Genomic DNA, 12,202 nt, shown 5'->3' with positions numbered 1-12,202 from the left:
CTTCGATGTCGTCGACCGCATCCCAGTCTCTGCCGCGGTGCGGCGTCGTCGACCTCGGGTCCAACTCGGTCCGCCTGGTCGTTTACGAAGGCCACACCCGCAATCCCGTCTCGATCTTCAACGAGAAGGCGGTGCTGCGCCTGGGCAGCGGCCTGCAGACGACAGGCCACCTCAATGAAGAGGGCATGAACCAGGCGTTGACGGTCATGCATCGCTATTACCTGATCGCGCGTGCCATGGGCGTCACGCCGTTCGAGGTGCTGGCGACCGCCGCCGTCCGCGACGCGACCAACGGTCCGGAATTCGTCGAGACGCTGCAGGCGCGCATGCCGGGCGTGCCGATCAGCATCCTCTCGGGCGCCGAGGAGGCGGCCTATTCTGCGGACGGCGTGCTGTGCGGGATCCCCACGGCCAATGGCGTGCTGGCCGATATCGGCGGCGGATCGATGGAGCTGGTCCGGCTGGTCGACGGCAAGCGCGGTGCGTCGCAAACGTTGCGCCTGGGCGTCATCCGCCTTTCAGAACGATCCGGTGGCGACCTGATCCGGGCGCGGTCCGTGGCCGAGGAGGATTTGCGGAGCGTCCCGTGGGTGGACCAGGTTTCCGATGGCGACCTGTACCTGGTGGGGGGTGCCTGGCGTGCCCTGGCGCGCATCCATCTGCTGCAGACGGGCTATCCGCTGCAGATGGTCCATCATTACGTCATCAGCCGGGAGGAGGCACGGGACCTGGCGGGCCTGATCTCCTCCGCGCCCCGGAAAGTGCTGGAACGACTGCCCGGCGCACCACGCCGGCGCATCGACGACCTGCCGTTCGCCGCCGTGGTGCTGCGTCGGCTGCTGCGCGCGGCCAATGTGCGCCGGGTCGTGTTCAGCGCCAGCGGCCTGCGGGAAGGATGGTTCATGCGCCGGATGCCGGAGGCGATCCGCTTGCAGGACCCGCTGCTGAGCGCGGCGCAGGAACTGGCCGACCGTCATGGCCGCGACCCGTCCCTGCCGCCGGCCCTGGTCTCCTGGACCGGCCCGCTGTTCGGGCGGGAGACGCTGACCGAGGCGAAGTTGCGGGAGGCCGCGTGCTGGGTGTCGGACATCGGCAGCCACGACCATCCGGAATTCCGCGCCGAACAGGCCTTTCTGCGCGTGCTGCGGCAGCCGGGGATCGGGCTGGACCATCATGCCCGAGCGTTTTTGGCCCTGGCGGTGGCCATCCGGTACGAGGCGGACCTGGACGCGCCGTACCTGGCGCCCGCTCGGATGCTACTGGACCTGAGTGCGGCGAAGCGGGCCGAGGTGTTGGGGACGGCGCTGCGCCTGGCCTACACGCTGTCAGCCGGGACGAAGAACCTGTTGGCCGGAACGCGCCTGCGCGTGCAAGGACCAACGCTGGTGCTGCATCTGCGCGCGGATAGCGGGGTGTTTGCCGGCGAGAGCGTCCTTCGCCGCCTGGAGCGGTTGGCACAGGCGCTGGGGCTGGGCGCGGCGACGGAAGAGGGCTTCGTCTCGGCTGCGGATTGACCGCTGCCGGCGCCTGCTTCAGGCCTGGTTTCCCATTGGGGCGGCCCCGATCCTCGTCATGGTCCGGCTTGGCCGGCCCATCCCTCGCCCGGGAAAAAAGATGGCCCGGTCAAGCCGGGCCATGACGAAACGACGAACCTTGCGTGACCGTCAGTTCGCGGCGTCGCCCGCCGCTTTGCGGGCCGCCGTCACCGCCTCGCGGGCGGCGCGTGCCATCAGGCCGCTGTCGTTGGCGATGGTGGTGAACTGGAAGCCCATCTTGATCATCCGTGCGGCATAGGCGGCCGATCCGTTGTGCAGGCCGGCGAACTTGCCATGCTTCTTGCAGGCCGCCAGCAGCTTTTCATAGATGCCGAGGATGACCGGCTCCTCGCGGTCGAGGATCGGGATCATGCCCAGCGACAGGCCCATGTCGGACGGCCCGATATAGATGCCGGAGATGCCGGGGACGCTCAGGATCTCATCGATGTTGTCGATGCCGGCCTGCGTCTCGATCATCGGGATCACCAGGATCTCGTCGTTGGCGGTCGCCTGGTAGTTGCTCGCCTCGCCGTACATGGCGGCGCGGATCGGACCGTTGCTGCGCTTGCCCTTCGGCGGATACAGGCACGCATCGGCCAGGGCCACCGCCTCGGCGCGGTTGTTGACCATCGGGCAGATGATGCCCATCGCGCCGCCGTCGAGGCACTTGCCGATGATGCCCGGCTCGTTCCACGGCACGCGGACCAGCGGGGTGACAGGGTGCGCCTGCATCGCCTGGAAGCACTGCACCATGGACTGGTAGTCCTGCACGCCGTGCTGCATATCGACGGTCACACTGTCCCAACCGCACTGGGCCATGACCTCGGCTGAGAACCCTGATGGAATGGCGAGCCAACCATTGACCGCGGCCTTGCCGCTGGCCAGACGCGCCTTGAGCTTATTGGACATGGAAACGTTTCCCGAAGAATGTCATGGGGAGCCGCACGCTAGGCCGGACCGTCGGGAGCGTCAACGCGGGGGAGCGCGCCGCCGCGACGGGAAGGGTCACGTGCCTGGTATCAAATGACACCATCCTCCCGCAGCCGTTCCATCTCCGCTTTCGAGAGTCCCAGGCGTTCCCCATAGATTTCGTCATTATGCGCCCCCAGCGGAGCGCCTGTCCATTTCACCTGGCCCGGGGTCTCGGTCAGCTTGGGTACCAGGTTCGGGATCGCCAGCGGCCCGACCCGCGGGTCCTCGATCCGCAGAATGTTGCCCCGCGCGGCGTATTGCGGGTCCTCGAAGATCTCGTCGACGGAATACACGGGACCGCACGGCACCTGCCCGGCCTCGCACAGCTTCAGCAACTCGGCCCGCGGCAGCGTCGCGGTCCAGGCGGCGACTGTCTCGTCCACTTTCGGCCGGTCCCGCTCTCGCGCCGCCAGCGTCCCCCAGGCGTCCTGTCCGGCCAGCTCGGGACGGCCCATCGCCTCCGCCAAGCGCGCGAAGATCTTGTCGTTGGTGCAGGCGATGGCGATCCAGCGGCCGTCCTGGGTCGGATAGTGGCTGTGCGGGACGACGTTGACCGTTCCCGGCCCCATGCGCTGGCGGACATAGCCGTTGAACGCGAAGGCAGGCGCCAGCTCATCGAGGATGCGGAAGATCGGTTCGTACAGCCCGATATCGACGACTTGCCCACGCCCGGTCTTCTCCCGCGCCTGCATCGCCAGCAGCGTGCCCAGGGCGCCGTAGATGCCGGCCATGTAATCCGGGATCGTCGCCGAACCGGGCGTCACCGGCGCTCGATCCGGGTAGCCCGCCAGGAATGAAAGCCCGCCGAACGCATTGCCGATCCGCCCGAAGCCCGGACGGTCCTTATAAGGGCCGGTCTGCCCATAGCCTGAGATCCGCACCAGGATCAGCCGCGGATTGACCGCGCTCAGGACGTCGTAGCCCAGCCCCCAACGCTCCAGCGTACCGGGCTGGAAGTTCTCCACCATGACGTCCGACTGCGCGACCAGGCGCTTCAGCAATGCCGCCCCCTCGGGCTTGCGCAGGTCGAGCGTGATGCAGCGCTTGTTCCGCGATTCCGACAGCCACGGCAGGGAATCGCCGCATTCGGTCATCGTGCCGAACCGCCGGTTGGCGTCACCCACCTTCGGCAATTCGACCTTGATCACGTCCGCGCCGAACTCGCCCAACTGCGTGGCGCAGAACGGTCCCGCCAGGAACGTCGATACGTCGAGGACCTTGCAGCCCTCCAGGGCCTGGACGTCCAGCATCATGCGCCTCCCTGCCGCAATACCCGCCGCGCGCGCTCGACGATCGGGTAATCGATGAATTGTCCATCGAGCTGTATGGACGCGAGTCCATCCCGCTCCGCCGTCTCGAACGCCTCGACGATCCGCCGCGCACGGGCGATGGTGGCCTCATCGGGGGAGAAGGCCGCGTTGGTGCCGGCGATCTGGTCGGGATGGATGCACATCTTGCCTTGAAAACCGAGCTGCGCGGCGTGGTTGGCGGAGGCGAGGAAGCCTTCGGCGTCGCGCAGGTCGGCCCAGACCGTATCCAGCGGCGGCTCCATCCCCGCGGCACGCGATTCCATCACGCAAGCGGACCGTGCCGGCAGCAGTTCCGCTTCGGACCGGCTCCAGGCCATGCCCATGTCGAGCGTGAAGTCGCCCGCACCGAACGCGAGGCGCCGCGCGCGGGTGCCGGACCGGCAGATGGCGGCGAGGTTGCTGATGCCCAGGGCGGTTTCGATGATCGGGATCAGGTCGACGCCGCCGACGGGCAGGCCGTGCGCGCGTTCCAGGTTCGCCAGCATCCAGTCGGCGATGCGCAGGTCATGCGGGTATTCGGTCTTCGGCAGGATGATGCCGTCCAGGCCCGGCCTCACGACCTCGGTCAGGTCGCCATGGCACCAATCGGTGGCCAGGCCGTTGACCCGGACATAGAGCTTGCCGGTGCGCCGCGCGGTCAGCGCCTGGGCCACCAGCGGGCGGGTGGCGACCTTCTCGGACACCGCCACGGCGTCCTCCAGGTCCAGGATCACCGCGTCGGCGGCCAGCGTCAGGGCCTTCTCCACGCGGCGTGGATGGTTGCCGGGGGCGAACAGGAAGCTGCGATACGCGGTCATTCGACGGCCCTTCGCGCGGCATGCCAATCGGCGGCGCGGGGGATCGGCAGCCCCAGGTTCTCGCGCAGTGTGGCGCCGCGGTATTCCTTCGGCGCCAGGCCGCGGCGTTGCAGTTCGGGAACAAGCAGGCGCACGATGTCCTCATACGATCCCGGCATATGGGTCGCCGCCAGAACGAAGCCGTCGCAGGCCGGCGCGGTGAACCATTCCTCCATCTGGTCGGCGACGGATTTCGGGGTGCCGCAGAACACCTTGTGCTCCTTGATCGTGCCGCGGCCCGACACCTCGACGAAGTCGCGCACCGTCGGGTTCTTCTTGCCGGAATACTGCACGACGCGTTCGCGGAAGCCATGCCAGGAAAATCCGGCAAGCTCCTCGTCCGAAAACGCCTCATCGTATCCTTTGGAACCAAAATCGTAATTCAGCACTTCCGAGATCAGCACAAGCGCGTCGACGGGGCGCGCCGAGGCTTCGACGATCGCCTTCTTCGCCTGTGCGGCGTCTTCCGATTCGGCGACGATGACGTAGCAGGCGGGGGCGATATGCACCTGGTCCGGATCGCGGCCGTTTGCCGCGACCAGTTCCTTGAAGGTCTTGTAGTGCTGCTTGCCGGCTTCCAGGTTGTGATAGATGACGAAGACCAGTTCCGCCCAACGCGCGGCGAAGGCCTGGCCCCGGCCCGACTGGCCGGCCTGGATCAGCACCGGGTGCCCCTGTGGCGACCGCGGCACGCTGAACGGACCGCGGGACCGGAAGTATTTGCCGACGTGGTCCAGCCGGTGGACCTTCGCCGGATCGGCGAAGCGGTTGCCGTCCTTGTCCAGGATCAGCGCGTCGTCCTCCCAGGTGTTCCAGTGACCCAGCACGACGTCCATGAACTCGTCGGCGCGGTCGTAGCGGGAGTCGTGCTCCATATGGGAGTCGTGGCCGAAATTCGCGGCCTCGGCGCTGTTCAGGGAGGTGACGATGTTCCATCCGACGCGGCCCTTGAGCATCAGGTCCATGGTCGCGAAGACGCGCGCGACGTGGTACGGCTCGTAATAGGTCGTCGAATAGGTGGTACCCAGGCCGAGATGCGTGGTCGCCAGTCCCATCGCCATCAGGATGGTCGACGGGTCCATCTTCACCGCCCGCACGCCGCCTGCCATCATCTCGGCATGGTTGCCGGTGTAAAGATCCGGCAGCGCCAGGCGGTCGTCGAAGAACGCCAGGGGTATCTTTCCGTCTTCCAGCGTGCGGGCGATGCGCTGGTAGTATTCCGGCGCGGTGAAATCCAGCATCGTCGACGGATGCCGCCACGATCCGGGCAGGTTGGAGCAGTTCTGCGCTTGCAGGAACGGCACCAGGGTCATCATGCGAGACATGGCAGTGGGCCTATTCAGATGGGCAGGTCGACATGCAGCAGCGGGGCGTGCTGTTGGCAGCCATAGACGTCGGTGTCCCCGAAATCGCCTGCCGGTACCAGTCGCGGCAGCGTCGCCTTGAACGCGAAAGCCGCATCATAAGGCGTAAACAGGACCGTTTCCAACGGAACATTATAAAGCCGAGCGAAGAGCTCGGGAGTGAGGACGCCTGTGCGGCGGACTTTGGAGAAGGTGTCGGCGTCTTCGAACACGATGTCGATCGTCAGCTCGAACGGCCCGGCGTTCTTGCTCTTGCAGACTTTCGCGACATCCTTGATCAGCGCCATGTCACACCGTCTCATATTCGATGGGGAACGGTTCGGTCGGATCGTCCAGCTCGGCCGTATGGTAAATACTGAAACGATAGACGGGTCCGACTTCGATGTCCGACGGCGAGAACGGGAAGGCCATGTTGCCCTCCCGGCACAGGCGGCCGGGGAAGTCGGTATGCAGCATGTTGGTCCGAGCCATGCCTAGGACGGCGGACGCCATCTCCTGGCTGCGGCGGGAGACGACTTCGATCACGAACCCCAGCTCATGCGGCAAGACCCCCCGCATCGGTTCCCGCTCGGCCATGACGCCGTCTCGTCCATACACGCGTATAGCCAGTTGGTAGCTGTCGGGGTCGGCCCCGAACTGGGCGGCCTTGGTTGCCACCTCCTGACGCACGCTTTGCAGGAAATCGTCCAGCCGGCCGATCAGCAGCGGATCGCGCGTGCCGCAGACGCATATGCTGCGATAGCCCGCGAGTTCGACGCCTTCCAGCTTCACCGTGTAGCGCGCGGCCGGGGCCCACCGCATGCCGGAGATGCGGACGGCGCGGTCGCTCAACGCCTCGAACCGGCAGTCCGAGGTGTCGAGCATGCCTCCAGGCTCGATGTGGTGGATCGGGCTGGCGTTCTCGTGCAGGGAGTGGTTGGCGATGGACAGCGGCGTGCACTTGCGGGCCGGATTGGTCGGTTCGCAATCGACATGGTCCTCGCGGACCGTGACGAACAGGCAATCATGCCCCTTGGGGATCGAGGGCGTCGCCCCGCACTCCAGCATCTTGCCGGCATACCAGGCGGGCGCGGGCGGCAACTGCGCACGCATCGCCACCGCCGCCCAGGACGCGGGGTCGCTGGCGCGGCCGGCCAGTACGACCTGCGCGCCATTGTCCAGCGCACGGGCGATCGGCTCCGGCCCCATCATGGCGACGATGCGGGCCGACCGGTCGATGGTGGCATCGGCCAGGTCCGGCTGGTGAGCGAGGGGTCTGACCCGGCCCGCGGCGACGCGGCCCTTCACGCTGTCCTTCGACTGTTCGGCCTGGATCAGCGCCATCTTGAAATGCAGCCCGTCCTGGTGCGCGATCTCCCGCGCCATGGCGGCGACGAGGTCCAGATGCGGCGCCCCGCCTGCCCCGCCGCAGGTGCCGATCACGAGAGGAATCCCGGCCTCGATCGCCGCATGCAGCATCAGGCGCAGGTCGCGACGGATGGCGATCGGGGAGCAGAACGGCTTGCCGATACCCAAATAATGCGGTCCCGGATCGACGCTGCCGCCGTCGACGCCGATGACGTCGGGGCGCCTGTCCATGCCGGCGCGCAAGCTGGCCTCCGGAAAGCCGTAGCCCAGGATCGCGCTGGTGGACAGGAGGCGGATTTCCCGGCTCATGTCCGTCCCGGTCCGAACGGTTGCATCGTCGTTTCCCCTTCCCCGGCGAATTGACCCTGTTTTGCCCGGGACGGCAAGGTGAGCCCGGCGGATGTCCGCGCTAACGCTGCTTCGCCTCCTGCGCTTTCAGCCACGCTGCGGCGCGGGCATCGGCCCCGGAAGGCAATGGGGCGTGAGGGTCCGCGATCCAGGCCAGGATGTCGGCGATCGGGACCGCGCGGTCCTTGTCCCGCAGCATCAGGTGATACCCGTCGGGATAGAACGCCCGCTGGACGTCGGCCGGCAGCGCCCGCCAGGTGGCGGCGGTCGCACGGGGCGGGATCAGCTCGTCATGCCCGCCATACAGGAACAGTGACGGCGCCGGCATGTGCGGGGCTGCCGCGTGGGCCTTGTCCATCAGGTCGACCAGCCCCTTCACGGCGCTGACGCGGGTTTCGTGGATGGTCAGGGGGTCTTCGGTCAGGCGGATCAGCGCCTCGCGGTTGTCGCTGGCGGTCACCTTCACGAAGCCGCCGCCCGTCACCAGCAGCCCGGGCGCGAACTCGTCGGCCAGCCAGAGCAGGGCGCGGACCGGGAAGCTCATTTCCGAGCGGCTCCAGACGGCAGGGGCGATGAGGACATAGCCGTCGACGGGGGGTGGGTCGGGTTCGCTCGCCAGCACCATCAGCACGGCGGCGCCCATGCTCTCGGCCATCAGGATCAGCCGCGTACGGGGGTAGCGGTGGCGCAGGATCCGAGCCTCGGTGCGCGCGTCGTCGACGAGAGCCTGGGTGCTTGGCCAATGGCCGCGCGTGGAGGTCGCCCCGAAGCCGCGCTGGTCGGGCGAGTAAATGGCGATCCCGGCCTGGGTGAAGGCGGGGGCGGGATACTCCCAGGCGTCGCGGCTGTCGTTCATGCCGTGCAGTGCCAGGACGATGGCCTTGGGTTGTCCCTCCGGCAGCCAGGACCGGTAAGGGATGGCCAACCCGTCCGACATGGTGAAGTCGCCCGAAGTGACTGGCGGCGGGCCGGGATGACGCATCACCGGGGTCATGCAGCCGGACAGCAGCAACGCGGACGCGAGCCACAGGCCGGTTCGGGCGTGCCGACGGACCACGACGACGCATCGAAGCAGCATGGTTGAAAGCATGTCGCGCACTGCTATCATCGGCGTGAACGCCACACCAGTTAAACGCAGCGCAAGCTAGAGGAATCCCATGCCGGAGGGCGCAGCCCCAGACACCGCGACGGCCGAGATCATCACCGTCGACCACCGCACCGTCGCCTGTGATGGCGGCGACGGCCCCCTGGGGCATCCTCGTGTCTTCATGACCATCGTGAAGGACCGGGTCATGTGCCCCTATTGCTCACGCATCTACGTCTTACGCCCAGGAGCCGGCCACGACAGCGGACATTGACACGGAAGTCCCGGACGTAGCCCCCGGCACCACGCCGGCCGGGGACCTGGTCCCTCCGGAGGACCAGTCCGGCAAGTTGCACCTGATCCTGATCGACGGATCGGGCTTCATCTTCCGCGCCTTCCATGCCCTGCCGCCGATGAACCGCCCGGACGGGACGCCGGTAAACGCGGTGTTCGGCTTCTGCAACATGCTCTCACGCCTGCTGCGGGAGCATGTCGGCACCCATATCGCGGTCATCTTCGACGCCGGCCGGCTGACGTTCCGCAACCGGCTCTATGAGGACTACAAGGCGCATCGCCCGCCCCCACCCGAAGAGATGATCCCGCAATTCGCCCTGGTGCGCGAAGCGACCGAGGCGTTCGGCGTCCCGGCTGTCGAGCTGGCGGACTGGGAGGCGGACGACCTGATCGCCTCCTATGCCCTGGCGGCCGAGGAAGCCGGCGGGCAGACCACGATCGTGTCCTCGGACAAGGACCTGATGCAGCTGATCCGGCCCGGCGTCGAGATGCTTGACCCGATCAAGCAGAAGGTGCTCGGCCCGCAGGAGGTGATGGAGAAGTTCGGGGTCCTGCCGGACAAGATGGTCGAGGTGCAGGCGCTGATCGGCGACCCTACGGACAACGTGCCGGGCGTGCCGGGGATCGGACCCAAAGGTGCCGCCCAGCTCGTCAACGAGTACGGCACACTGGAGAAGGTGCTGGAAGCAGCGCCGTCCATGAAGCCTTCGAAGCGGCGCGACATGCTGATCGAGCACGCGGACAAGGCGCGCATCTCGCGGGAGCTGGTGCTGCTGCGCGCCGACTCGCCGCGGCCGGTGCCGGTCGAGGCCCTGGTCTGCCGCGAGCCTGACCGCACGAAGCTGGCGGCCTGGCTGGTTCAGCAGGGGTTCCGGTCGTTGATCGCGCGGCTGGGGCTGGAAGCCGCACCCGCCTCATCGCCATCGCCCACGCCGCCGCTCACCCCCCCTCTGGCCGGACCCCTGGCGGAGCCGGCGCCCACCGCCACCCCCGCGGTCCAGGGCGATCTGGGGTTGATGCCCGCGGGGACGCCGGTCTCGGGGTTCGGGCCGTATCAGACGGTGACCACCGCCGACGCGTTGCGGAGCTGGGCCATCGAGGCGGTGGCGGTAGGCCGGGTCGCGGTGGACACGGAAACCGACGGCCTCGATGCGATGCGCGCCAAGCTGGTCGGCCTGTCGCTGGCGACGGAAGCCGGTCGCGCCTGTTACGTGCCGCTGGCACATGAGGGCCTGGCGGAACAGGTCGGCGTGGCGGACGCCATCACCGTCCTGGGGCCGGTGTTGGAAGATCCCTCGGTCCTGAAGATCTTCCAGAACGCCAAGTTCGACATGATGATGCTGCTGCGCGCCGGCTTCCCCCTGCCGACGCCGGTGGACGACCCGATGCTGATCTCCTACGCGCAAGAGGCGGGCCTGCACGGCCATGGGCTGGATGAGCTGGCACGTCTGCATCTGGGCCACAGCATGATCAGCTATGACGAGGTCACGGGGACCGGCCGCAACCGGATCCCGTTCTCCCAAGTCCCGATCGACAAGGCGACGGCCTACGCGGCCGAGGACGCCGACGCGGCGCTGCGGCTGTGGGATACGCTGAAGCCCCGGCTGCGGGTCAACGGCGCCTTGCGGCTGTATGAGCACGTCGATCGTCCGCTCGTGCCCGTGCTGTTCGACATGGAGCGCGCCGGCATCAAGGTCGACGCCGACGACCTGCGGAAGATGTCGGTCGAGTTCGAAGGCCGGATGGCGGTGATCGAGACGGACTGCCATCGCCTCGCCGGCCACCCGTTCAATGTCGGCAGCCCCAAGCAACTCGGCGAGGTCCTGTTCGACGAGCAGAAGCTGCCCGGCGGCAAGCGGATGAAGACGGGTGCGTGGGGAACGGACTCCTCGGTGCTGCAGGGCTTGGCGGACCAGGGGCATGAGCTGCCGAACCGCGTGCTGGAATGGCGGCAGTTGCAGAAACTGAAATCGACCTATGCCGATGCGCTGGTCGGCGAGATCCACCCCGAAACCGGGCGGGTCCATACCAGTTTCGCGATGGCGATCGCCTCGACCGGCCGGCTGTCCTCGACCGACCCGAACCTGCAGAACATCCCCATCCGGACAGAGGAAGGCAGCCGCATCCGGGGGGCCTTCATCGCCGAACCGGGCCATGTGCTGGTCAGCGCCGACTACTCCCAGATCGAGCTGCGGCTGCTGGCCCATGTCGCCGACCTGGCGCCGCTGAAAGAAAGCTTCGCCAACGGCGAGGACATCCACGCCCGGACCGCCAGCGAAGTGTTCGGCATCCCGATGGAAGGCATGGACCCGATGACCCGGCGCCGAGCCAAGGCCATCAATTTCGGCATCATCTATGGGATTTCAGGCTTCGGTCTCGCCCGTCAGCTTGGCATCACGCCGGGCGAGGCGCGGGATTATATCGACCGCTATTTCCAGCGCTATCCGGGCATTCGCGACTACATGAACCGCACGCGGGAGGAAGCCCGCGACAAGGGTTACGTGGTCTCGCCGCTCGGCCGCCGCTGCTGGGTCCCCGGCATCGCAGACAAAAATCCCGCCAGGCGCGCCTATGCCGAACGGCAGGCGATCAACGCGCCGCTGCAAGGCGGGGCCGCGGATATCATCAAGCGCGCGATGGTGCGGCTGCCGGAAGCGCTGCGCGCGGCCGGACTGTCATCACGCCTGTTGCTGCAAGTGCATGACGAGCTTCTGTTCGAGGCACCCGAACACGAAGCGGAAGCGTTGGCACAGGTCGCGCGGCGGGTGATGGAAAGCTCGGCGGTGCTGGCGGTTCCGCTGGTGGTGGAGACGGGGAAGGGCCGGACCTGGGCCGAGGCCCATTAGCAGGTGCGGTTTCTGTGGACTCCCGGCTGCGACAGGCGCCCGCCTGTGCCAGCCCTGATGGAATGGGCCTGTTGAGCGAGCGTCAGGGCCGATTTTGTCAGGCGGAGGTGGTTTCGGCCGTGATGGTGCCGCTGGCTGCGATGGCCTGGGCGACCTTCTTGCGCTCCCGCTCTGCGACGCGCTTGTCGCGGGCCCGGCGGCGCAGCGCTTCGGTGAAGCTGATCCCAAACGCCTTGGCATAGGCCGAGACGGTGCGGTTTTCTTCG

At 67.5% G+C, this 12,202-nt stretch carries 10 protein-coding genes; 3 read left to right on the top strand and 7 right to left on the bottom strand.

The window, feature by feature from the left end; genetic code table 11:
• Positions 1-5 precede the first annotated feature (5 nt).
• Positions 6-1,514: a Ppx/GppA family phosphatase gene (locus tag VHB27_RS23030; RefSeq protein WP_325605021.1), complete on the top strand. Its 1,509-nt coding sequence runs from the start codon at positions 6-8 to the stop codon at positions 1,512-1,514.
• A gap of 150 nt (positions 1,515-1,664) precedes the next feature.
• Here VHB27_RS23030 and VHB27_RS23025 read toward each other — a convergent pair whose 3' ends face one another.
• The 7 genes from VHB27_RS23025 to VHB27_RS22995 form a co-directional block, all read right to left on the bottom strand.
• On the bottom strand, positions 1,665-2,444 hold the full coding sequence (locus VHB27_RS23025) for an HpcH/HpaI aldolase family protein (protein ID WP_325605019.1): 780 nt from the start codon (positions 2,442-2,444) through the stop codon (positions 1,665-1,667).
• Positions 2,445-2,554: 110 nt separating this feature from the next.
• Positions 2,555-3,760 (bottom strand): CaiB/BaiF CoA transferase family protein, encoded by a 1,206-nt coding sequence (locus tag VHB27_RS23020; RefSeq protein WP_325605018.1) that lies wholly within the window; start codon positions 3,758-3,760, stop codon positions 2,555-2,557.
• Positions 3,757-4,614 (bottom strand): HpcH/HpaI aldolase/citrate lyase family protein, encoded by an 858-nt coding sequence (locus VHB27_RS23015; RefSeq protein ID WP_325605016.1) that lies wholly within the window; start codon positions 4,612-4,614, stop codon positions 3,757-3,759. The genes VHB27_RS23020 and VHB27_RS23015 overlap by 4 nt, the downstream gene beginning before the upstream one ends.
• On the bottom strand, positions 4,611-5,978 hold the full coding sequence (locus VHB27_RS23010) for an LLM class flavin-dependent oxidoreductase (RefSeq protein WP_325605014.1): 1,368 nt from the start codon (positions 5,976-5,978) through the stop codon (positions 4,611-4,613). The genes VHB27_RS23015 and VHB27_RS23010 overlap by 4 nt, the downstream gene beginning before the upstream one ends.
• 14 nt (positions 5,979-5,992) lie before the next feature.
• Complete coding sequence (locus tag VHB27_RS23005; protein ID WP_325605012.1) at positions 5,993-6,304, bottom strand: DUF4387 domain-containing protein; 312 nt, start codon at positions 6,302-6,304, stop codon at positions 5,993-5,995.
• 1 nt (position 6,305) lies between these two features.
• Positions 6,306-7,673 carry an acyclic terpene utilization AtuA family protein gene (locus VHB27_RS23000; protein ID WP_325605010.1) on the bottom strand — a complete coding sequence of 456 codons (1,368 nt, stop codon included), beginning with the start codon at positions 7,671-7,673 and terminating at the stop codon, positions 6,306-6,308.
• A 100-nt stretch (positions 7,674-7,773) separates the two neighbouring features.
• The gene (locus VHB27_RS22995; RefSeq protein WP_325605008.1) at positions 7,774-8,802 is read right to left on the bottom strand and encodes an alpha/beta fold hydrolase; all 1,029 of its coding nucleotides are present in this window, start codon (positions 8,800-8,802) and stop codon (positions 7,774-7,776) included.
• Positions 8,803-8,869: 67 nt separating this feature from the next.
• Here VHB27_RS22995 and VHB27_RS22990 point away from each other — a divergent pair, with 67 nt between their 5' ends.
• On the top strand, positions 8,870-9,070 hold the full coding sequence (locus VHB27_RS22990) for a zinc-finger domain-containing protein (protein ID WP_325605006.1): 201 nt from the start codon (positions 8,870-8,872) through the stop codon (positions 9,068-9,070).
• A 76-nt stretch (positions 9,071-9,146) separates the two neighbouring features.
• Positions 9,147-11,936: a DNA polymerase I gene (gene polA, locus VHB27_RS22985; RefSeq protein ID WP_325605004.1), complete on the top strand. Its 2,790-nt coding sequence runs from the start codon at positions 9,147-9,149 to the stop codon at positions 11,934-11,936.
• The last annotated feature ends 266 nt before the right edge of the window (positions 11,937-12,202 follow it).

Source organism: Rhodopila sp. (assembly GCF_035548235.1).
GTDB lineage: Bacteria > Pseudomonadota > Alphaproteobacteria > Acetobacterales > Acetobacteraceae > Rhodopila.
This window is presented reverse-complemented; position numbering and strand designations above follow the sequence as displayed.